Origin of the sequence: Streptomyces anulatus (genome assembly GCF_014650675.1) — a bacterium.
GTDB lineage: Bacteria > Actinomycetota > Actinomycetes > Streptomycetales > Streptomycetaceae > Streptomyces > Streptomyces anulatus.
In genome coordinates this window covers 86,664-108,400 of the sequence record NZ_BMVK01000015.1, presented here as the reverse complement: position 1 = coordinate 108,400, position 21,737 = coordinate 86,664, and the positions used below count along the sequence as shown (strand labels likewise).

The following is a 21,737-nucleotide window of genomic DNA, read 5'->3' as shown; positions in this document are numbered from 1 at the left end:
GTCGTTCGCCCCGCCGGTGCGGCGACGGGAGATGGGCCCTGGGTCGGCGTGGTGCTGCTGTCGTACGGCGGGGCCGCGGGCGTGCCTCACAGCGCCTCTCCCTCGTGCGGGTGGGGCCCCTGCTGCACGCCGCCGGCGCCCGGCTCGGCCTGGTGCGGGATGCGCGCCTCGTCCTGGACGGCCGTGGCCGCCTCGGCGCTCGCCTCGCGGGCAGCGACGACGTCCGCGACGGCGTCGAGGACGCCCCGGTAACCGGAACAGCGGCAGAGGTTGCCGCAGAGTGCCTGGCGGGTCTCCAGCTCGCTGGGGGCGTGGTTGCCCTCCAGCAGGTCGTGGACGGTCATCGCCATGCCGGGGATGCAGAAGCCGCACTGGACGGCTCCGCAGGCGGACAGGGCGCGCTGGACGTCGGAGGGTTCGCCGTCGACGGCGAGGCCCTCGACCGTACGCACCTCGCTGCCCGCCGCCGTGGCCGCGGGGACCAGGCAGGAGGCGACCAGCCGGCCGTCGACCTGGACGTTGCAGGCGCCGCATTCGCCCTGCGAGCAGCCGTCCTTGGCCCCGGCCAGGCCGAGGCGCTCGCGGAGCACGTAGAGCAGGGACTCGCCGATCCAGGCGTCGCTGACCGGGCGGTCCACGCCGTTCACATGGAGCAGGTAGGACGCGGACGGGTGTTCGCTCGGTGCGTCGAGGAGGACGGGGGCGGGGTCGGCTTCCGGGGCCGCCTCCGGGGCCGTCTCCGGGGCTACCTCCGGGTCCGTCTCCGAAGTCGCGTCCGCGTCGCCGTCCAGGAGTGTGTCCGGTGCCGCGTCCGCGTCCGCGTTCGCGTCGGCCTCGGGAGCGGGTGTCGCGTCGGATGCCGTCCCGGCTTCCTCGGCGGCGGGGCCCTCGATGTCGGCGGTGGTGGCGCCGGGCTCCGCGTCCGCGGTCCGGGCCGCCTGTGCTGCCGGTTCGCCCGTCGCCTGATCGTCCGTCGCCGGGTCCGCTTCCGGGGTCCGGTCCGTCACGGGTACGGGGTCGGCCACCGGCTCCGGTTCCGGCGTGGCCCAGGGGGCGGGGGCGCCGCCGGGAAGCGTTGCCGGGCGGGCGCTGTCCGCGTACCACTGCGGCGTGTGCGCCGAGGCCAGGAACTCGCCCGATTCGTCCGGGAGATCCCCGTCCGCCACCGGGATCGTCCACTGGCCGGTGTGACCGGTGTGACCGGCCTGGCCGACCTGGCCGGCATGACCTGTGTGGTCGGTATGGCCTGTGTGGCCGGCGTGGTCGGGGTGGCCGGTGTGATTCGCCTGGTCGGGGTGGCCCAGGTGCCCGGCATCCGGGACCTGCGCCTCCGGGACCTCGGTCGCCTCCGGGGCCGCCGGCGTCCCGCCGAAGGCCTCGGTGAAGTTCCACTGGGCCGTGGCGTGCGACGTGTCCTGGTAGGGGCCCTGGTATCCGCCCTGCCCGCCCTGCTGGTTCGGGTCCGGCCAGTGGACCGCCCCGGACTCCTGGGCGGCGGCGGCCTCCTGGGCGCGCTGCTCGGCCTGTGCCTGCTGGGTCTGCGTCTGGAGCACCCAGCTGCCCGTCGCCGCCGGGTCCAGGCCCGCGGCCGGGGTCAGCGGCAGGATCATCGGGGGGACGTACCCGTGGCCGGGCGCGGCCAGGGGGATGTTCGCCAGGTCCTCCGGCGGGAGGTGGACGAACGCGGTGGCGTCGGCGTCGAACCCGTCGCCCTGCGGCGTCGGCTCCCAGCCGCCGTAACGGGGGTCCGGGCCCTCGGGGTGGCCCTGCCGCCCCTGCCGGCCGTGCTGGTCGGAGGTTTCCTCATTGCTCACGACAGTGCCCTCCCCAGCGCGCGTCGGGCGAGCGCGGCGACGGTGCGCCGCAGGTGCAGTACGGCCGGGGACAGCGGCGGGGCCTCTGTTCCGTCGGCCGGTGGTGCGTGGTCCGGGATGCAGGCCGCGGCGACGTACTCGCCGAAGGCGGCCAGCGCGTCGGGGGCCAGGCCCCGCTCGCCGTCCCAGTCGATCAGCGAGGCGATCCAGCGCTCAGCCTCCAGCGGGCGCAGCGGCATCGGGGCGATGGCGCCGACCGCGCAGCGCACGCCCCGGCGGGCCGGGTCCAGGACGATGGCGACCGAGGCGGTGGCGCGGCCCGGACCGGTGCGGCCGGTGGCCTTCAGGAAGACCTGCGGGGCGTGCAGCAGCGGTACGCGGACGAAGCCGATCAGCTCCGCGGGCTCCAGCAGTTCACGGCCGGCCAGCAGATGGGAGACGGGGATCTCGCGGCGGGCGCCGCCGGGGCCCGCGATGACCAGCTCGGCCTCCAGCGCGGCCAGCACCGGCAGGGCGTCGCCGGTGGGCGCGGAGGTGACGATGTTGCCGCCGAGCGTGCCCGCGTTGCGGATCTGCGGCGGTCCCGCGGCGCGGGCGGAGGCGGCGAGGGCGGGGATCAGGGCGGCGAAGTCGGGGCGGCCCATGCGGGCGTGGGTGAGACCGGCGCCGAGGAGCGCGTGGCCGTCCTGGTAGTGCCAGCCGCGCAGCTCGCTGATCCGGCCGAGGCCGACCAGCCCCGAGGGGCGCAGGAGCCCCTTGTTGACGGCTGCCATCAGGTCCGTGCCCCCCGCAACCGGAACGGCTGCGGGCATGGCGCCGAGTGCCGCCACGGCCTCGTCCAACGAGGCCGGCAGCGTCACCGTCTGCATCGCCTGCGGTGCGTGCGTGGTCAACCCAGCTGCCCCTTCCCGGTCTCCCGGCTGTCCCGCCTGTTCCGCCGTACGGTACGTGTTCACAGCCCGGACGTGGCAACTCTGGCACATCTTCCGATCGGACCGTCGCGAGGGTCCGCGAAGGGTGGATCCGTCCCTGACCTGCGAGATGTTCCGGTATCGCACTTCTTCGGCGGGGAGGGTGAATTGCCACTCTTCAGCGAGGCTTGTACGACTTATACGGTTCGCGGCCTCGCTCCGGCGCGTGGCGGCAGGGCTGTTGGCCCCGGACGCGCGCCGGCCGCGGCGGTCCCGGAGGACGGCCGCGGCCGGGCGGGGTGGTGCGGGGGTCACACCACGGGCGGCGCTCCCTCGCGCGGGAAGCCGAGAACGCCGGGGCGCTGCTGCCGGGGGTACGGGCCGGCCGGCGGGCGGTAGTCGACGCCGAGGGCGTCGAGCCGGGCGTAGTGGGCCGTCATCCGGGCGTCGAAGGCGGCGAAGTCCCGTTCGGCCGGGGCGGGCAGGGCGGACCAGGCGACCTCGGCGAACGCGGCGAGGCGCGGGAAGACCTGGTAGTCGACGCGGGCCCGGTTCTGCATGACCTCGGTCCAGACGTTGGCCTGGGTGCCCAGGATGTGACGGGCCGCCTCCTCGCTCAGGCCCGGCGGGACGGGCTCGAAGCGGTAGACGTCCTCCAGGCTCCGGACGTACCCGATGGGCATCGGCTCGTCGGGGCCACCGTCCTGACGGTGGTCCAGGTACACCTGCTGCTCGGGGCACATGACGACGTCGTGTCCGGCCTCGGCGGCCGCGATGCCGCCGCCGTAACCGCGCCAGGAGGAGACCGCGGCACCCTCGGCGAGGCCCCCTTCGAGGATCTCGTCCCAGCCGATGAGGCGGCGGCCTCGTTCGGTGAGCCAGGCGTCGAAGTGCCGGATGAACCAGGACTGGAGCCCGTCCTCGTCCTTCACGCCGAGTTCGGCGATCCGGGCCTGGGCGAGCGGGGACTCCTTCCACTGGTCCTTGGGGCACTCGTCGCCGCCCATGTGGACGAACGGCGAGGTCTCGGCGGGGAAGAGTTCCAGCACCTCCTCCAGGACGCCTTCGAAGAAGCGCAGGGTGTTCTCGGTGGGGGCGAGTACGTTCGGACTGACGCCCCAGTTGTCCCAGACGGAGAGGGTGGTGGTGTCGATGACGTCGGTGTTGCCCAGCTCGGGGTAGGCGGTGATGGTCGCCTGCGAGTGGCCGGGGATGTCGATCTCGGGGACGACCCGGATATGCCGCTCGGCGGCGTAGGCGACGATCTCGCGGATGTCGTCCTGGGTGTAGAAGCCGCCGTAGGGGGTCTCGTCCCACAGCTCGGATGCCCGGTGGCCGTACTTGGTGCGCGAGCGCCAGGAGCCGACCTCGGTCAGGCGCGGGTAGCGCTTGATCTCGATGCGCCAGCCCTGGTCGTCGGTGAGGTGGAAGTGGAAGACGTTCAGCTTGTGCGCGGCCAGCAGGTCCAGGTAGCGCAGGACGTCGTCCTTGGGCAGGAAGTGCCGTGAGACGTCGAGCATCATGCCGCGCCAGCCGAAGCGGGGTTCGTCCTCGACGACGACCGGCGGGACCTCCCAGGTGCGGCCGGGGGCGAGGGGCGCGCGCCGGAAGGCGTCCGGGCCGAGGAGCTGACGGAGGGTCTGCGCGCCCCGGAAGACGCCTGCCGCCGTGCCGCCCGTGATGCGTACGGCGTTGGCCTCGACGGCCAGGCGGTAGCCCTCGGGGGCGAGCGACTCGTCGAGGGCCAGCACGATGCCCTGCCCGGTCGAGCCGGAGCCGTCGCCCGCGCCCGTGCCGGTGCCGTCGCCCTCGGGCAGGGGCAGTCCGGTGGGCGGGCCGAGCGTCGCGCGCAGCCAGCGGGCGACGCCCTCGGTGCCCGGTGCGGCGGTCAGCGGGGTCGTGTAGCCCAGCGGGTAGGGCCCGGCGGCAGCGGCCGTCAGGGTGCGCGGGGCCGGGATCAGACCGAGAGCCGCGGTGTCCACGGTGTCCGGGGGGACGGAGTTCGCGGGTGTCATGACATCAGTCCTTTACCGCTCCGCCCAGTCCGGAGACGAGGCGTCGCTGTACGAGTACGAAGAAGACCAGTACGGGGATGGTCATCACCGTCGAGGCTGCCATGATCCCTCCCCAGTCGTTCTCGTCCGGTTTGAAGAAGACCAGCAGCGCCATCGGCAGCGTCGACTGGGAGGTGTCGCTGATGATGAACGACTTCGCGAACAGGAAGTCGTTCCAGGTGGTGATGAAGGAGAAGACGCTGGTCGCCACGAGGCCCGGGAAGACCAGCGGGAAGAGGATCTGCCACAGGAAGCGGGTGCGGCTGGCCCCGTCGATGTAGGCGGCCTCCTCCAGGGCCTCGGGGACGGCCTTGACGAAGCCGCGCAGCATCCAGATGGCGAACGGCAGCGAGAAGGCGAGGTGCGGCAGGATCAGCGAGCCGAGCGTGTTCAGCTGGCCGAAGTCCCGCATCAGGAAGAACAGCGGGATGGTCAGCGCCTCCACCGGCACCATCTGCGCGACCAGGAACATGATCAGCAGCGTGGTGCGGAACTTGAAGCGGAAGCGGGTCACGGCGGTGGCGGCGAGGAAGGCGATCAGCGCGGAGAGGATGACGACCGTGCCCGCCACCAGCAGGCTGTTGAGGAAGTAGCGCCCGAAGTCCTGCTGTTCGAAGACCCGGCGGAACGAGTCGAGCGAGGGCGCGAGCGTCCAGGGGCGGGCGTCGGTGGACTGGATCTCCCCGGCCGGTTTGAAGGCGGAGAGCACCATCCAGTACAGGGGGAAGGCGACCGCGACGGCGATCAGCAGGGCGGCGGCCTCCGCGGCCAGTCTGCCGGGCCGCTTGACGCGCAGGAGCTTGGCGATGCCGCCGCCGCGCGTGGCGCCGCGTACGGGACGGTCGCGTACGGGACTGCCGGTCGTCGCGCTCACAGTTCCTCCCCCTGGCGCCTCACCAGGCGCAGATAGACCAGCGTGACGGCCAGCAGGATCACCAGCATCACGACGCCGATCGCGGATCCGAGGCTGTACTGCGAGGACGCGAACGCCTTCTGGTACGCGTACACGTTGAGCACCAGGTTCTGGCCGGCGATGCCGCCGCCGTTGGTCATGACGTAGATCTGGGTGAAGACCTTGAAGTCCCAGATGATCGACTGGATGGTGACGACGATCAGGATGGGCTTGAGCATCGGCGCCATGATGGTGCGCCAGATCCGCCACTGGGAAGCGCCATCCAGCGAGGCGGCCTCCAGCACTTCGGTCGGGATGGCCCGGATACCCGCGTACACGGTGACCATCACGAACGGGAACGAGCACCACAGGACTTCGAGGAGCACCAGGGCGAAGGCGCTGTAGCGCCCGTACGTCCAGGAGAAGTCGCCGAGTCCCAGCACCTTGTTGACCGGTCCGAAGTCGGGGTCGAAGAGGAAGACCCAGACGGTGGAGCCGGTGATCGCGGGGGTGGCCCAGGCGCCGAGCGCGGCCATCATCAGCGCGAGCCGGGGCAGGGCGCGGATGCGGGTGAGCAGCACGGCGAGGGCGCAGCCGACGAACAGGGTGGACACCACGCAGGCCGCGGCGAAGACCACGGTGGCGAGGAGGACCTGCCAGAACTGGCTGTCGTTGAAGAGGGTGGCGTAGTTGCCGAAGCCCTGGAAGGTGGTGGGTTCGCCGCCGCTGACCTGGGCCTGGGTGTACTCCAGGAACGAGATCAGGCCGAGCTGGTAGATCGGGTAGACCAGCAGCCCGGCGAGCAGGACGAGCGCCGGCAGGAGGTAGAGCCACGGGGTCCAGCCGGAGCGGTTCGCGGGCGAGACGGACCGGCCGCGCCGGGGCGGGCGGGCGGCCGGGCCGGCGCCGCCCTTCCCGGCCGCGGGCGGCGCCTTGAGCGAGGTGGTGTGCGTGGTCATCGTCAGCCCGCGTCGGTGAAGGCCGTGTCCATCTTCTTCGCCGCGTCGTCCGAGGCCTGGGCCACGTCCTTACGGCCGGAGACGATCTCCTGGAACATCGTCGGCAGGATCAGCGAGGCGTCGATCTGGCCCCAGGCGGGCGAGGCGGGGACGAACTTGGCGCCCGCGCCCAGGGTCTGGACGAACGGGGCGACGAAGGGCTCCTTCTTCGCGGCGTTGTCCAGGACGTCGGTGTAGGTGGGCAGGAAGCCCATCGCGTCGAACATCGCGGCCTGGGTCTTCTTGCCGCTGAGCGACTTCATCAGGTCGACGGCGAGGGTGCGGTGCGAACTGCTCTTGAGGACGCCGAGGTTGTTGCCGCCCGCGAAGGCGGGGGCGATGGAGTCCTTGGCGACGCCGGGCAGCGGGACGACGGCGTACTTGCCCTTGACCGCGCCCGCCTCGACGGCCGCGTGGCTGAAGTCGCCGCCGATGGCCATGGCGGCCTTGCCGGAGGCGAAGGCGGTCACGGTGGCGTTGCCGCCCATGGAGGCGCACTTGGCGGCCGGGCAGTTGTCGTCGCCGAAGAGGGAGGTGTAGGCCTCGATGCCCTTGCGGGACTTCTCGCTGTTGATGCCGGACTTGTACGCCCCGTCGGTCTCGCCCGCGAGTTCGCCGCCGTTGGCCCAGATGAAGGGCATCGCGCCGTAGGTGTACGCGCCGCCGACCGCGAGGCCGTAGAGGTCGGGCTTCGCCTTGCGGATCTTCTTGGCGGTGGAGATCAGCTCGGCCTGGGACTTGGGGGCCTCGATGCCGAGGTCCTTGAAGACGTCGGTGCGGTAGTAGAGGGCCCGGACGCCGACGAAGAAGGGCGCGCCGTAGACCTTGTCGCCGACGGTGACGGACTGCTTGGCGATCGGGTCGGTGTCCTTGGCCTCGTCCCAGGCGCCGAACTCCTCGGTGATGTCCGCGAGTCCGCCGTCCTTGACGTATCCGGCGGTGTCGGAGTTGCCGTACTCGATGAGGTCCGGGGCGCTCTTGGGGTCGTTGAACGCGGCCTTGATCCGCTGCGCGCGGGTGTCGACCGGTATGTACTCGACCTCGACCTTCGCGCCCTTGTGGGCCTTCTCGAACTCGGCGACGGCCGTGTCGACGACCTCCTCCTTGGGCTTGTTGCCGACCTCCTGGAAGAGCCAGACACGGAGCGTGCCGCTCTTCTCGTCACCCTTCGCACTGGTGTCGGAGGTCTGCGGCGCGCAGGCGGTGGCGGTGAGGCCGGCCAGCACAAGCGCCGCAGCCGGGGCGGCAATTCGGGCAGAAAGCTTCATCCGGAACCCCTACCGGTCATGCGTTGCATCATGTGCAACGTGCGTTTCGTTCTGCACAACTGGCAGGAGAGTAGATCCGCGCCCCGGCGACGACAAGTGGTCTCGACCACTCTGTGACCAGCGGATGCAGCCCGTGCAACGCGACCGAACGGTCACCATGAGTGACCGGGCAAGCGAAAGGCCCCCGGGGCGTGCGGTGTCGCACGCCCCGGGGGCCTGACAGCAGGTGAGGTCCGGACCTACTTCTTGTCCTTGCCGCCGCCCTTGCCCTTGTCCTTGTCGCCACCGGCGCCCATGGACTCGTAGATCTCCTTGCACATGGGACAGACCGGGTACTTCTTGGGGTCGCGCCCCGGCACCCAGACCTTCCCGCACAGCGCGACCACGGGAGTGCCCTCCAGGGCACTCGCCATGATCTTGTCCTTCTGGACGTAATGGGCGTAGCGCTCGTGGTCGCCGTCGCCCCTCGACACCTGCGGCGTCGGCTCGACGAGGGTCCCCGTACCTGCCCCGCGATCGGGCTCAAGAGTGCTCATAACCGCCAAGGGTACTGAAAGAGGCGGCCTCCGGTTGAGGGAAGGGTCACCCCGGTCGAGCGGAGGTTCGTCCCCCAGCTGAACGACGGGGCGCCCCCCGGCCGAGCGACGGTTCGTCGCTCAGTTGAGCGAAGGGTCGTCCGGATACGTGGCGATCATCGCCAGCTCGCTGCGCTGACGGCGGAGCACCGCGCGCCAGAGCCGTTCGGGGCTCGGGGACGAGACGTCGCCGGGCTCCGACTCGACCACGTACCACGCGCCCTCGTTCAGCTCGCCCTCCAGTTGACCGGGGCCCCAGCCCGCGTATCCGGCGAAGATCCGCAGCGAACCGAGGGCGGGGCCGAGCAGCTCGGGCGGGGTCTCCAGGTCGACCAGGCCGATCGCCCCGTGCACCCGCCGCCAGCCGAGCGGGCCCTCGTCGCCGGGGATCACCGCCACCCCGAGCGCCGAGTCGAGCGAGACCGGGCCGCCCTGGAAGACCACGTCCGGCTCGCCGGTCAGGGCGGCCCAGGACGCGAGGATGTCCCCGACGCCGACCGGGGTCGGGCGGTTGAGGACCACGCCGAGGGAGCCCTCCTCGTCGTGGTCGAGGAGCAGCACCACCGCCCGGTCGAAATTCGGGTCCGTGAGGGCGGGTGCGGCCACGAGCAGCCGCCCTGTGAGCGAGGACACCTCCGTCATGGCAGGAATGATCCCGCATCTTCACCCTTCACGGGGGGTGAGTGACCGTGATGCCGCCCTCAGGAGAGCGAGCGCAGCTCAGGGCGCACGGAGGCACGGGGAGCGCACCGTCGGGCGGTGGTGGGGTGGGCCATCCGGACGGTAACCCTCCGCAAGATCGGATGCGCGGAGGGTGTTGTGGCGGATTCATGACGTTCGTACACCCCCCTTCGCCTTACGGAAGGGGGGTAGGAGGCCATTACCCTTTTCGTTGGCCCCCTGCCCGACCACTCCGGAACGCGAGATACATGACCGGCACAGACGATGTCCTGCTTGTCCACGGCGGAACCCCGCTGGAGGGCGAGATCCGCGTCCGAGGCGCCAAGAACCTGGTGCCGAAGGCCATGGTCGCCGCGCTGCTCGGCAGCGGGCCCAGCCGCCTCCGCAATGTTCCCGACATCCGTGACGTACGGGTGGTCCGGGGGCTCCTCCAGCTCCACGGCGTCACCGTCCGCCCCGGCGACGAGCCGGGCGAACTGATCCTCGACCCCTCGCACGTCGAGTCGGCGAACGTCGCCGACATCGATGCCCACGCGGGGTCGTCGCGCATCCCGATCCTGTTCTGCGGCCCGCTGCTGCACCGCCTCGGCCACGCCTTCATCCCGGGCCTGGGCGGCTGCGACATCGGCGGCCGGCCGATCGACTTCCACTTCGAGGTGCTGCGCCAGTTCGGCGCGACCATCGAGAAGCGGGCGGACGGCCAGTATCTGGAAGCCCCGCAGCGGCTGCGCGGCACCAAGATCCGGCTGCCGTACCCGTCGGTGGGCTCCACCGAGCAGGTGCTGCTCACCGCCGTCCTCGCCGAGGGCGTCACCGAGCTGTCCAACGCGGCCGTCGAGCCGGAGATCGAGGACCTCATCTGCGTACTGCAGAAGATGGGCGCGATCATCTCCATGGACACCGACCGGACCATCCGGATCACCGGTGTCGACAAGCTCGACGGATACACCCACCGGGCGATCCCGGACCGCCTGGAAGCGGCTTCCTGGGCGTCGGCGGCGCTGGCGACCGAGGGCAACATCTATGTGCGCGGCGCCCAGCAGCGCTCGATGATGACCTTCCTGAACACCTTCCGCCGGGTCGGCGGCGCCTTCGAGATCGACGACGAGGGCATCCGCTTCTGGCACCCGGGCGGCGCGCTGAACGCCATCGCCCTGGAGACGGACGTGCACCCCGGCTTCCAGACGGACTGGCAGCAGCCGCTCGTGGTCGCGCTGACGCAGGCCGCGGGCCTGTCGATCGTCCACGAGACGGTGTACGAGTCGCGGCTCGGCTTCACCTCCGCGCTCAACCAGATGGGCGCGCACATCCAGCTGTACCGCGAGTGCCTCGGCGGCTCGGACTGCCGCTTCGGCCAGCGCAACTTCCTGCACTCGGCGGTCGTCTCCGGACCGACGAAGCTCCAGGGCGCCGACCTGGTCATCCCGGACCTCCGGGGCGGCTTCTCGTACCTGATCGCGGCGCTGGCGGCGCAGGGCACCTCCCGGGTGCACGGCATCGACCTGATCAACCGCGGTTACGAGAACTTCATGGAGAAGCTGGAGAAGCTCGGCGCGAAGGTCGAACTGCCGGGCGGTTCGCTCGTCTGACCGTCCACGTGCGCCGTCAAGGCCGCACAGTGCTGCCGCACACAGCACTGCGCACCGCGCAGTTCCCGCGTGAGCGGCCCGCCGCCCCGGTTCCGGTCTCGGAGCCGGGGCGGCGGGCTGTCGGGCGTCAGAAGGGCCCCTGAAGGCCGTGAGAGCGGGCATGGCGGGCATAGCGGCCCGGGGTGGTGCCGGTGATCCGCCTGAAGTGCCGGGTGAGGTGGGACTGGTCGTGGAAGCCGACGGCGGCCGCAGCCTCGCCCGGCGGCATCCCGTCGAGCAGCAGCCGGCGGGCCCGGTCGACCCGGCGGGACGTCACGTACTGGTGCGGCGCGATGGCGTAGGCCGCGCTGAAGGCCCGGACGAGATGGGTGGGGTGCGCGTGGACCAGCCGGGCGGCCTCGGCCAGGGTGACGCCCTCCCGCAGCCGCTCGTCGAGGAGCTCGCGCAGATCCCGTGCGACGCCCCGGCCGGGCGCCGGGCCCGCCGGGAGGTCCCCGGGGCGCAGGTGCCCCCGCAGCCGCTCGCCGACGAACGCCAGACGGCTCTCCGCCTCGAACGCGTCGCCCGGGTCCGCGAGAGCGGTGTGCAGCCGGCCGACGCGGGTGCGCAGCAGCGGGTCGGCGAGGTCGGGGGTGTCCACGGCGGGTCCGACGAGGCTCGCGTCGAGCTGCGTCATGTCCAGATAGAGCACCCGTTTGCGGAAGCCGTCGGAGGTCGCGGGAGAGCCGTTGTGCGGGACGCCGGGCGGCAGCAGGCTCACCGTGCCGTCCGGGGTGGAGCGCTCGTGGCGGTCCAGGTCGTAGCGGACGGCGCCGTCGTCGACGATCAGGAGCGTCCAGGCGTCGTGCACGTGCATGGGGTAGGCGTGCTCGGTGAAGCGGGCGTGGAAGACCTCCACGACACCGGCGACGGCCGGACGCCAGGCCGCGACATCCTGGATCTCCCACCGTGGCACCACGCCAAGAACGTACAAGACCCCGCCCGGGTCCACCGGCCAGTCTCGAACCATGAGAAACACGTACGAGACCGAGAGCGGGACCGAGAGCGGGACCGCGGCGGCCGGGAACGCTCCCGTCCGCTTCGACACGAAGGTCGCGGTGCTGCTCCGTGACGACCTGGAGTCCTGGCAGCGCCTGAACGTGACCGCATTTCTGGTCAGCGGCCTCGGGACGGCGGTGCCGGAGGTGATCGGCGAACCCTACGAGGACGCCGACTCCACCGCGTATCTGCCGATGCTCCGGCAGCCCGTGCTGGTCTTCGAGGGGGCGAAGGAGACGGTGACCGCCGCGCACGCCAGGGCGCTGTCCCGGTCGCTGACGACGGCCGTGTTCACCGCGGACCTGTTCGGCACGGGGAACGACCGGGACAACCGGGCGGCCGTACGGGCGGTGGGACGGGACGCGCTCGATCTGGTGGGTCTCGCCGTGTACGGGCCCCGCAACGCCGTGGACAAGGTGCTCAAGGGCGCACGGATGCACCCCTGAGCCCCAGGGGCCGGAGCGGAGCGCCCCGGGCTCAGTGCAGGCCGGAGAAGATGCCGGGGGAGATGACGCCCAGGGCGGTGAGCGGCCCCGCCAGTCCGATGACCACGAGCGCCGCGGCCATGGCGAGGGACAGGAGGAGCAGGAGGACGGCGAAGGCCAGCGTGCCGGCGGTGCGGCGGCCGACCTGGGCCGTTTGCCCGGCAGCCGCCGGATCGTGGAGAACCTCCACCCGCTGCGCGGATGCGTAGCTGTCCACGAGGCGGTGGGTCCGCCCGTCGAGGTCGGTGTACTCGTAGGCGCCCGAGGGCTGCCTGCGCCCCTCGACCAGGACGCCGCGGGTGCGGAGCCGCCACACCTCCCGGATCATCTCCCGGCCCGCCGTCACGCCGTGGCGGACCGGAACCGCCACGAAGCCGAGCAGCCAGCACGCCAGTGCCAGGTACCACTCGTACGCGCCGAGAAGGGCGGCCAGGAGCATCGCCGCGGCTGCCAGGAGGCAGAGCCACACCGTGAGACGCACGGCCGTACGTCTCCGGCCGGATTCCACCGGGCGTGCATCCGCGTCCATGGGCGGCAGGGCATCCGAGGTCATGCGGGAAGGCTAAGGGGGTGCGGCGGGAGCCGGTGGCCGCCCCGGGCGGACGCGTGGTTCCGCGGGCCGTCCCTCCGGGCGTGGGCCCGGGGGCCCGCAGCTGCCCCGGGCATGGTGCGGGGGCTCCTGCGGGGCGCATGTGCCCCTGGCATGCGCGAGGGCGGCCACTCCTGGTCGGGAGTGGCCGCCCTCTTGTTGCGCCGTTGAGGGTTACTTACCCTTGGCGGCTTCCTTGAGCTTCGAGCCCGCGGAGACCTTCACGCTGTAGCCGGCGGGGATGTTGATCGGGTCGCCGGTCTGCGGGTTGCGAGCGGTGCGAGCGGCACGGTGGGTGCGCTCGAAGGTCAGGAAGCCGGGGATGGTGACCTTCTCGTCGCCCTTGGCGACAATCTCACCGACGGTCTCGGCGAGCGCGGCCAGCACGGCGTCGGCGTCCTTGCGAGTCACCTCGGCGCGGTCGGCCAGGGCGGCCACCAGCTCACTGCGGTTCATGTTGTTACTCCCGTGTTCTTCTTGCCTGTGAGGCGTGAGATCGAAGCCGATGCTGCCAGGGCCCTCTGACAGTCCCCGGACCCGGGTCTGATGTCAGACCCTCTCGCCCGATTACGCATCCTGCCCCCACCAGCGGCGGGAAAGCCAATCCGGAACCCTTCGGGGTCAATGAAAAGCGCCACGGTTTGCTCGTGGTGACGCTCCGTCGACTTGACCGAGCGGTCCGCAGCGGATGCCGGGCCCCGCAGGGCCCACTGCCCGCCCACCCTAAAGGGGCGTTTGGGGCGCCGCGACCCGCGACGCGCCGTACGGCACGGGCGGGTGCGGCCCGGGGTGTCTCGCGGGTACCCCGCGGGACATCCCCGAAACGATGGGGTCAGACGGATGCGGAGGGGGTCGCTCCGGCGCCCGAGGCGGCCTTCGCGGCGGCCCGGACGGCTCCGGCGACCGCGCCCGCCACCTTGTCGTTGAAGACCGAGGGGATGATGTAGTTCGCGTTGACCTCGTCCTCGGCGACCACGTCGGCCAGGGCGCCGGCCGCGGCGAGCATCATCTCCGTGTTGACGGTGCGGGACTGAGCGTCCAGCAGACCCCGGAAAACACCCGGGAAGACCAGCACGTTGTTGATCTGGTTGGGGAAGTCCGAGCGGCCGGTGGCGACGACCGCAGCCGTCTGACGGGCGATCGCGGGGTCGACCTCGGGGTCCGGGTTCGCGAGCGCGAACACGATCGCACCGTCCGCCATCGCGGCGACGTCGTCGCCGTTCAGCACGTTCGGGGCGGAGACGCCGATGAAGACGTCGGCGCCGACGACGGCCTCCTTGAGGGTGCCGGTGACGCCCTCGGGGTTGGTGTTGTCGGCGATCCAGCGCAGCGGGGAGTCGGGGTCGGCCGCGACCAGGTCCTCGCGTCCGGCGTGCACCACACCGTGGATGTCGGCGACGACGGCGTGCTTGACGCCGGCGGCGATGAGCAGCTTCAGGATGGCCGTACCGGCCGCTCCCGCACCGGACATGACGACCCGTACGTCCCCGATGCTCTTGCCCACCACGCGCAGGGCGTTGGTGAGGGCGGCCAGCACGACGATCGCGGTGCCGTGCTGGTCGTCGTGGAAGACGGGGATGTCGAGGGCCTCGCGCAGCCGGGCCTCGATCTCGAAGCAGCGCGGCGCGGAGATGTCCTCCAGGTTGATGCCCGCGAAGCCGGGGGCGATGGCCTTGACGATCGCGACGATCTCGTCGGTGTCCTGGGTGTCCAGGCAGATCGGCCAGGCGTCGATGCCGGCGAAGCGCTTGAAGAGGGCCGCCTTGCCCTCCATGACGGGCAGCGAGGCCATCGGGCCGATGTTGCCGAGGCCGAGCACCGCGGAGCCGTCCGTCACAACTGCGACGGAGTTGCGCTTGATGGTGAGGCGGCGCGCGTCCTCGGGGTTCTCCGCGATGGCCATGCAGACCCGGGCGACGCCGGGGGTGTAGATCATCGACAGGTCGTCACGGTTGCGGATGGGGTGCTTGGACGCCATCTCGATCTTGCCGCCGAGGTGCATGAGGAACGTACGGTCGGAGACCTTGCCCAGCGTGACACCCTCGATGCCGCGCAGACCTTCGACGATCTCGTCCGCGTGCGAGGTGGAGGTGGCGGCGATGGTGACGTCGATCCGCAGCTTCTCGTGGCCCGAGGCGGTCACGTCGAGGCCGGTGACCGAGCCCCCGGAGGACTCCACGGCCGTGGTGAGCTGAGAGACCGCGGTGCCGCTCGCGGGCACCTCCAGCCTGACCGTCATCGAGTACGAGACGCTGGGCGCCGTTGCCATGGCCGAGTCCTTCGCTTCCTGAGCTTCATTGCCGCACATCCGGAACCCTCGCCCCGGACACGCTTCCCGATCGTCGCACCTACTGGCTGGTAGCCGGTAATGACTGCCGTCTTTCGGAAAGTAGTTTCCACCATACGAGAAACTACCCGTTCGGCGGAACCCCCAACGGGACCCGAACCGGCCGGGCGGTCATCGGAACAGGGACAGGGCCCGTGAAAACAAGAACAGACCCGCGCCACCAGCAGGTGACGCGGGTCTGTCTTCTTCGGTTGGATGGCACCGACCCGCCATGCTCGCCTCGCGGCAAGTGGTCGCTCGAAGCGACGAAGGTTGGGCCCGGGGGCTTGGATCGAGCCGGTGCCAGTACCAAGGTAACAAAGACCCCCGAGAAGTGATTCCCGCGCGCCGGGTTGACTCTCCGCGCCCCTTCGGCGTCAGTCCCTCAGCAGGTCCGGCACCCCGTCCTCGTCCGGCATGTCCCGCTCCCCCGAGACCACCGTGAGCTGCTGCGTCGCCCGGGTCAGCGCCACGTACAGCACCCGCAGACCGGCCGGGGACTCGTCCGCGATCTCCGCGGGCGAGACGACCACCGTGGCGTCGTACTCCAGCCCCTTGGCCTCCAGGCTGCCCAGCGCCACCACCCGTTCACCCAGCTCCGCGAGCCACTCGCGGGCCTGGGCGCGCCGGTTCATCGCGACGACCACGCCGACCGTGCCGTCCACCTCCGTGAGCAGCCGCGCGGCCTCCTCGCGGACCGTGGCGGCCAGGTCCCCGTCGCGGACGGGCTCGAAGCGGGGCACCACCCCGGTCGAGCGCACCGCCGCCGGGGACTCCATGCCGGGCATCGCCAGCGCCAGCACCTTCGCGGCCAGCTCCGCGATCTCCGCCGGGTTGCGGTAGTTGACGGTGAGGGTGAAGCGGCGGCGCGGCCGGGAGCCGAGCGCCTCGTCCCGGGCGGCGCCCGCCTCGTCCGGGTCGGACCAGGAGGACTGGGCCGGGTCGCCGACGATCGTCCAGGTGGCGTGCCGGCCCCGGCGGCCGACCATGCGCCACTGCATCGGGGTGAGGTCCTGCGCCTCGTCGACGATGACGTGCGCGTACTCCGTGCGCTCCGCCGCGAGCCGCTCGGCCCGCTCCCACTGGGTCTCCTCGCGCTGCGGCATCAGCTCGTCGAGACCGGTGAGCTGGTCCAGCGGATCCGCCTCGCGCTTGCGCCTGGGCCGGTTCGGGGTGCCCAGCAGCGCCTGGAGCTCGTCCAGGAGCGCCACGTCGTGGACGGAGAGCGGCCCCTGGCCGTCCGCGTCGAGACGCTTCAGCGACCGGGCCAGGCGGCGCGTCTCGCCCTGGTTGAGGATGCGCCGTGACCAGCGTCCGAGGCGCCGCTCGTCGGCCATCGCGGCCAGCACCCGGCGCGGCGTCAGTTCGGGCCACCAGGCGTCCAGGAACTCCAGGAACGGGGTCTCGGTGGAGACGTCCTCGTCGAACGACGAGCGCAGCTCCGCCACCAGCTGGGGGTCGGTGTACCTGCCCCGTCCGGAGGACTTGCTCCACAGGGCGTCCAGCAGCAGCTTCCGGGCGCGCGGTCGCAGCAGGTTGACGGGGGCGGTGCCGCCCAGCGCGTTGTGCCGGATGCGCTGGAGCTCGTCGGCCTCCAGCTCGACCCGGGCCCCGAAGGCGACGACGCGCAGCCGGTTCGGGGTGGTCGCGGACGCCGTCGCGCCGTCCCCGGGCTCCTCGCCGAAGGAGAGCTGGCCCGCCTCCTCACGCGGTGCGGCCGGCCTGCCCTGGTCCAGCGCGCCCCGGGCCGCCTTGCGCAGCACGTGGAGCATCCGGGAGGAGCCCTTGATCCGGGCCACGGCCGGTTCGTCGTACGTCGTCGCGCCCTGGAGGCCCGCCGCGTCGTCGGAGAGCGAGCCGACCGCGCGGATCGCGACCTGGCCCTCCTCGCCGAGCGAGGGCAGCACCCCTTCGGTGTACGCGACCAGGAGCGGGGTGGGCGAGACGACCAGGATGCCGCCCGCGTACCGCCGCCGGTCCTGGTAGAGCAGATACGCCGCCCGGTGCAGGGCGACCGCGGTCTTGCCGGTGCCGGGGCCGCCGGTGACCTCGGTGACGGAGGCGGCGGGGGCCCGGATGACCAGGTCCTGTTCGGCCTGGATGGAGGAGACGATGTCCCGCATGGTGTGGCTGCGGGCCTGGCCGAGCGCCGCCATCAGCGCGCCGTCCCCGATCACCGGCAGCTTCTCGCCGTCCAGGAACGCCGTCAGCTCCGGGCGCATCAGGTCGTCCTCGACCCCGAGGACCTTGCGGCCCTTGGAGCGGATGACCCGGCGGCGTACGACGCGGCCCGGCTCCTTCGGGGTCGACCGGTAGAACGGGGCGGCCGCCGGGGCCCGCCAGTCGATCACCAGCGGCGCGTAGTCGGAGTCCAGGACCCCGATCCGGCCGATGTGGAGCGTCTCCGCGATGTCGGCGGTGGCGTCCTCCCGTACGGTGTCGTCGGCCGGCTCGACCGAGGTGTACGCGCCGTCCGGGCCGCGCTCCCCGTCCTTGCCGAGCAGCAGGTCGATCCTCCCGAAGAGGAAGTCCTCGAACTCGCTGTTCAGCCGGTTGAGGTGGATCCCCGCCCGGAACACCTGGGCGTCCCGCTCCGCGAGCGCGCCGGGGGTACCGACCTGGCCGCGCTTGACGGCGTCGTTCATGAGAAATTCCGCCTCGTGGATCTTCTCTTCGAGGCGGTGATAAACACGGTCGAGATGCTCCTGCTCGACACCGATTTCCCGGTCCCGCAGCGATTCGACAGCGGCATCCTGCGCGGCCACCGAGGCCCCCTTCTGACGTGCACTGGGCAGCCGTCAACCCTATAGCGAAGGGGGGCCCGAGCGCACCTGTCGGCCGGGGACGATCGCGCGTCGCGTCGGCGGTGCGTGACGGGGCGCGGCTCAGGCTCCGATCTCCACCAGCCGCTCCCCGTCGAAGGTCCGCACCTCGAAACGGTCGATGTCCTCGCGGTCCATCGCCGCCCCGCCGTGCACGTACAGCGGGGACTTCGCCGTCGGGTTCGTGGCGCCCTCGACGCCGTACCCCCACTGCGGGACGGACCAGGAGGTGACGACCTCCTCCTCACCGGTCCGGGAGACGGCGATCAGCTTGCACTTCTGCGGTCCCTTGACGTTCTTCAGCTCCAGGACCGTGTGCGTGCCCCAGGCCTTCTCCTCCATGCCGACGGTCGCGCCGACCCGGGTGGTGGGGTCGGTCGCCGAGACCTTCTCCGTCATGTGCTGGAAGAAGGCGTCCTCGGCCGGGCTGGTGGGATGCGGGTCGGCGGCCACCGGCCCGCCGCCGCGGTCGTCGCCCGCCGTGACCGCGAACGCCGCGACCGGGCCGCCGATGATCAGGGCGGCGGCGGCCGCGACCAGATACCGGCTGCGCCGGGTGCGGCGGTGCCGCTTGTGCGCGACCTCGTCCATCAGCCCGCCGAGCAGCCGGGGCGCCGGCCGCTCGGGGACATGCGGCACGGGACGGGCGCCGGGCACGGCGGCGGGCGACTCGGAGAGCATCGCGAGCATGGGCTCCATCCCCGCGAACTCGTCGAGGTGCGCGGCGCACCGGGCGCAGCCCGCGAGGTGGGCCTCGAAGGCGCTCGCCTGCGCGTCGTCGAGGACGCCGAGGACGTACGCGGCGGCCGCGTCGTGCTCGGACCCTTCGGGCTCCGCGCCGAACGGCTCACCGTGACCGGAGGGGCCGGAGGGGCCAGAGGGGCCGGACGGGCCACCGGGACCGAAGGGGCCACCGGGACCGCCCGCGCCGCCGGGATGCCCGGGGCCCGTGCCGTAGCCGGGGCCGGAGAGGTGCGCGGGCCCTGAGGGGTGTGCAGGACCCGCGGTATACGGGGGACGCGAGGGACCGGACGGCGTGCGGCGGCCGGGGGGCCGGGGCCCGAACGGCTGCCACTGCTGGTCGCTCATGCCGTGATCCCCCTCTCTTCGAGTGCGAGCTTCATCGAACGGAGTGCGTAGAACACCCGGGACCGCACGGTCCCGCTGGGGACGCCCAGCACTTCGGCGGCCTCATTGACCGTACGTCCCTTGAAGTAGGTCTCGACCAATGCTTCCCGGTGCGCGGGGGTCAAATCTTCGAGCGCGTCCGAGAGCGTCATCAGCCACAGCGCCTTGTCGATCTCGTCCTCCGCGGGAATGACCTCCAGCGGCGACGGATCGACCTCGCGCGGCCGGGCCTGCCGGCTGCGGTGGTTGTCGATGACGATGCGCCGGGCGACCGTCACCAGCCAGGGTCGGACGGAGCCGGTGGCCCGGTTGAGCCGGCCGGCGTTCTTCCAGGCACGGATGAGCGTCTCCTGCACCACGTCCTCGGCCCGCTGGCGGTCGCCCGCGACGAGTCGGAGCACGTACGCGAGCAGCGGCCCGGCGTGTTCGCGGTACAGCGCCCGCATCAGTTCCTCGTCGGGTATCCCGGAGGGGGACGGGGGCGGCTCACTGCGATGTCGAGCCCTGTGCGGACGGTCATCGGCCACGGCCGCATCCTTGCGCACCCGAACCTCCCGGTCGAGACCTCTGAAACGAGCTCTTCGACCATCGGTACGGGGGCGGGGCCCGGTTCACTCAACGCCGGGCGGAAATTCTTTCTCCGGGCCGCGCCCGTCGGCCGCCCCCAGGGTCCTGCGCCGGTGCCGGGCGACCCGTTCCCGGTTGCCGCAGACCTCGCCGGAGCACCAGCGCCGCCGCCCGCCGCGCGAGGTGTCCAGGTAGAGGCGGTGGCAGGCCTCGCCCTGGCAGCGGCGCAGGGCCGCCCGCGCGGCCGGGTCGGTGAGCAGGTCCACGGCGTCCCGGGCGACGACGGCGAGGAGCCCCGCGCAGTCGGGCGCGACGCTCAGGGCCCGCACCAGGCCACCGTCCGCGCCGCGCACCGCGCGGGGCCCCGGGGGCGCCCCGGATGCCAGGGAGTTGACCCGCTCCAGCGACCCGTCCGCCTCGGGACCGCCGAGCTGGGCCGCCATCAGGCGGCTGACGGCGGAGCGCAGTTCGTGGAAGCGGGCCACCCAGGTGTCGTCCAGCGCCGTCAGCACGGTGTCCGGCGGGACGAGCCGGGCGTCGGCCAGCCACCGGGCCAGCTGCACGGGTCCGTCGAGCTGTTCGCAGGTCCCGGGCACCCCGCCCGCGGGCTCCGTGGCCACCAGATCGAGGCAGATCCGGCCCGCGTCGAACCGCCACATCCGCGCACCCCTGCCCGCTGCCATGCTCCTGTCACCGCCTTGGGTCACCGGTCGAACGGCCACCCCCCAGAGTGCCCCTGTCGGGGCCCGGCCGGAACCCCCGCCGCCGTCCCGGTGCGGGGCCCCGCCCCCGTACCGTGGCGGCCATGGATCACGAGGGGGAGATACCCATGGACCACCGCGACGCGAGCGCCGTGCTCGGCCCCGGCGGGCTGCGGCTGCGCCGGTGGCGCGAGGAGGACCTGTCCGCACTGCTGGAGGCGTACGAGGATCCGGCGATGCGGCGGTGGCTGGCCACCCAGGTCTCCGGAGCGGACGGGGCGGCCGACTGGCTGGAGGCGCAGCGCAGGGGGTGGGCGACGGGCACCCGGTTCGCCTTCGCCGTGACGGAAACCGTGGACGGCGACTGGCAGGACGGCGGACCGGTCGGCACACCGCTCGGCAACATCGTGCTGAAGCGGCCGGATCCGCGGAGCGACTGTTCCGAGGTGGGCTACTGGACGACCGCCGCGGCGCGCGGCCGGGGCGTGGCGTCACGGGCTCTGACCGCACTGTCCGAATGGGCGTTCGCGGAGTTCACCGAACAGGGCCTGACCAGGCTGGAGTTGCTTCACCAGGTGGACAACGAGGCCTCGTGCCGGGTGGCGGAGAAGTGCGGGTACGCGCTGGCGCGGGTGATCCCCGCGCTGCCGCCCGACTATCCGCTGGACGGCCATGTGCATGTGCGCGAGGCCCCCTCGGTGGCGCTCAGCCGGCCGGCGGGTCGTCGTGCAGAAGCCGCTGGAACAGGTGGTGGTCGCGCCAGCGGCCGTTGATGTGCAGATAGCCGGGCGCGGTGCCGATCCGCTCGAACCCGGCCTTGGCGAGCACCCGTTGGGAGGGGGCGTTGTCGGTGACGGTCGCCGCCTCGACGCGGTGCAGGCCCAGCCGGTCGCGGGCGGCGTCGCAGACCGCGCTGACGGCGGCGGTGGCGAGCCCGCGTCCGGCGTGGTCCGCGTCGACCCAGTAGCCGAGGCGGGCGTTGCGGTAGGGCCCCCGCTCGACGCCGGAGAGCGTGAAGGCGCCGACCACCCGGCCGTCGTCGTCCACGAGCGCCCAGGGCATGGCCCGTCCGGCGTCCCGTTCGGCCAGCAGGGCGGTGAGCCGGGCGGCCTGGCCCTCGACGGTGTAGAACGCGTCGGGGCGTACGGGTTCCCAGGGGCGCATGTACGCGCGGTTGCGGGTGAGGGCCGCGGCGAAGGAGGGCGCGTCGGTGATCGCGACGGGGCGGAAGGCCACGTCCGGGGCGATCCGGTGGAGGTGATCGGTCATCCGGTCACGCTAAGCGCTGCCCGTCGGCGG

At 72.2% G+C, this 21,737-nt stretch carries 20 protein-coding genes; 3 read left to right on the top strand and 17 right to left on the bottom strand.

All coding sequences use genetic code 11. The annotated features are described in order from the left end of the window. Positions 1-86 precede the first annotated feature (86 nt). From IE272_RS29500 to IE272_RS29465, 8 genes are all read right to left on the bottom strand, one after another. Positions 87-1,814: a 2Fe-2S iron-sulfur cluster-binding protein gene (locus IE272_RS29500; protein WP_190008870.1), complete on the bottom strand. Its 1,728-nt coding sequence runs from the start codon at positions 1,812-1,814 to the stop codon at positions 87-89. After that, on the bottom strand, positions 1,811-2,707 hold the full coding sequence (locus tag IE272_RS29495) for an FAD binding domain-containing protein (protein ID WP_032791588.1): 897 nt from the start codon (positions 2,705-2,707) through the stop codon (positions 1,811-1,813). Before IE272_RS29495 ends, IE272_RS29500 begins: the two co-directional genes overlap by 4 nt. Positions 2,708-3,036: 329 nt before the next feature. Then, positions 3,037-4,740, bottom strand: a complete 1,704-nt coding sequence (locus IE272_RS29490; protein WP_050359652.1) for a beta-N-acetylhexosaminidase — start codon at positions 4,738-4,740, stop codon at positions 3,037-3,039. Positions 4,741-4,744: 4 nt separating this feature from the next. Then, complete coding sequence (locus IE272_RS29485) at positions 4,745-5,653, bottom strand: carbohydrate ABC transporter permease (RefSeq protein WP_373304208.1); 909 nt, start codon at positions 5,651-5,653, stop codon at positions 4,745-4,747. Further along, complete coding sequence (locus tag IE272_RS29480) at positions 5,650-6,630, bottom strand: carbohydrate ABC transporter permease (protein WP_050359651.1); 981 nt, start codon at positions 6,628-6,630, stop codon at positions 5,650-5,652. The genes IE272_RS29485 and IE272_RS29480 overlap by 4 nt, the downstream gene beginning before the upstream one ends. Positions 6,631-6,632: 2 nt before the next feature. Beyond that, on the bottom strand, positions 6,633-7,937 hold the full coding sequence (locus IE272_RS29475) for an extracellular solute-binding protein (protein WP_050359650.1): 1,305 nt from the start codon (positions 7,935-7,937) through the stop codon (positions 6,633-6,635). A gap of 239 nt (positions 7,938-8,176) precedes the next feature. Beyond that, positions 8,177-8,473: a DUF3039 domain-containing protein gene (locus IE272_RS29470; RefSeq protein WP_006124925.1), complete on the bottom strand. Its 297-nt coding sequence runs from the start codon at positions 8,471-8,473 to the stop codon at positions 8,177-8,179. 120 nt (positions 8,474-8,593) lie between these two features. Further along, positions 8,594-9,154, bottom strand: coding sequence for a YqgE/AlgH family protein (locus IE272_RS29465; protein WP_047176886.1), 561 nt, complete (start codon positions 9,152-9,154; stop codon positions 8,594-8,596). 287 nt (positions 9,155-9,441) lie between these two features. On the opposite strand from IE272_RS29465, the gene murA reads away from it, so the two are divergent. Then, positions 9,442-10,782, top strand: a complete 1,341-nt coding sequence (gene murA / locus IE272_RS29460; RefSeq protein ID WP_007450559.1) for a UDP-N-acetylglucosamine 1-carboxyvinyltransferase — start codon at positions 9,442-9,444, stop codon at positions 10,780-10,782. A 127-nt stretch (positions 10,783-10,909) separates the two neighbouring features. Here murA and IE272_RS29455 read toward each other — a convergent pair whose 3' ends face one another. Next, positions 10,910-11,791, bottom strand: coding sequence for a helix-turn-helix transcriptional regulator (locus IE272_RS29455; protein ID WP_373304207.1), 882 nt, complete (start codon positions 11,789-11,791; stop codon positions 10,910-10,912). On the opposite strand from IE272_RS29455, the gene IE272_RS29450 reads away from it, so the two are divergent. Continuing rightward, complete coding sequence (locus tag IE272_RS29450; RefSeq protein ID WP_050359648.1) at positions 11,790-12,266, top strand: DUF2000 domain-containing protein; 477 nt, start codon at positions 11,790-11,792, stop codon at positions 12,264-12,266. The genes IE272_RS29455 and IE272_RS29450 overlap by 2 nt on opposite strands. Before the next feature lie 31 nt (positions 12,267-12,297). On the opposite strand, the gene IE272_RS29445 is transcribed toward IE272_RS29450, so the two are convergent. The 7 genes from IE272_RS29445 to IE272_RS29415 form a co-directional block, all read right to left on the bottom strand. Continuing rightward, positions 12,298-12,858 (bottom strand): hypothetical protein, encoded by a 561-nt coding sequence (locus IE272_RS29445; RefSeq protein WP_229897808.1) that lies wholly within the window; start codon positions 12,856-12,858, stop codon positions 12,298-12,300. 210 nt (positions 12,859-13,068) lie between these two features. Continuing rightward, positions 13,069-13,350, bottom strand: a complete 282-nt coding sequence (locus IE272_RS29440; RefSeq protein WP_003968811.1) for an HU family DNA-binding protein — start codon at positions 13,348-13,350, stop codon at positions 13,069-13,071. Positions 13,351-13,726: 376 nt separating this feature from the next. Beyond that, positions 13,727-15,163, bottom strand: coding sequence for an NAD-dependent malic enzyme (locus IE272_RS29435; RefSeq protein ID WP_098890852.1), 1,437 nt, complete (start codon positions 15,161-15,163; stop codon positions 13,727-13,729). A gap of 434 nt (positions 15,164-15,597) precedes the next feature. Then, positions 15,598-17,985 carry a HelD family protein gene (locus IE272_RS29430; RefSeq protein WP_050359645.1) on the bottom strand — a complete coding sequence of 796 codons (2,388 nt, stop codon included), beginning with the start codon at positions 17,983-17,985 and terminating at the stop codon, positions 15,598-15,600. A gap of 120 nt (positions 17,986-18,105) precedes the next feature. Beyond that, positions 18,106-19,131, bottom strand: coding sequence for an anti-sigma factor family protein (locus IE272_RS29425; protein WP_190008867.1), 1,026 nt, complete (start codon positions 19,129-19,131; stop codon positions 18,106-18,108). Next, a complete protein-coding gene (locus IE272_RS29420) occupies positions 19,128-19,715 on the bottom strand; it encodes a sigma-70 family RNA polymerase sigma factor (RefSeq protein WP_063739458.1) in 588 nt (195 codons plus the stop codon). Before IE272_RS29420 ends, IE272_RS29425 begins: the two co-directional genes overlap by 4 nt. A gap of 66 nt (positions 19,716-19,781) precedes the next feature. Continuing rightward, complete coding sequence (locus IE272_RS29415) at positions 19,782-20,420, bottom strand: CGNR zinc finger domain-containing protein (RefSeq protein ID WP_190008865.1); 639 nt, start codon at positions 20,418-20,420, stop codon at positions 19,782-19,784. 146 nt (positions 20,421-20,566) lie between these two features. Here IE272_RS29415 and IE272_RS29410 point away from each other — a divergent pair, with 146 nt between their 5' ends. Continuing rightward, on the top strand, positions 20,567-21,211 hold the full coding sequence (locus IE272_RS29410) for a GNAT family N-acetyltransferase (RefSeq protein ID WP_056707350.1): 645 nt from the start codon (positions 20,567-20,569) through the stop codon (positions 21,209-21,211). Here IE272_RS29410 and IE272_RS29405 read toward each other — a convergent pair. Then, positions 21,144-21,707 (bottom strand): GNAT family N-acetyltransferase, encoded by a 564-nt coding sequence (locus IE272_RS29405; RefSeq protein ID WP_190008863.1) that lies wholly within the window; start codon positions 21,705-21,707, stop codon positions 21,144-21,146. The genes IE272_RS29410 and IE272_RS29405 overlap by 68 nt on opposite strands. Between the last annotated feature and the right edge of the window lie 30 nt (positions 21,708-21,737).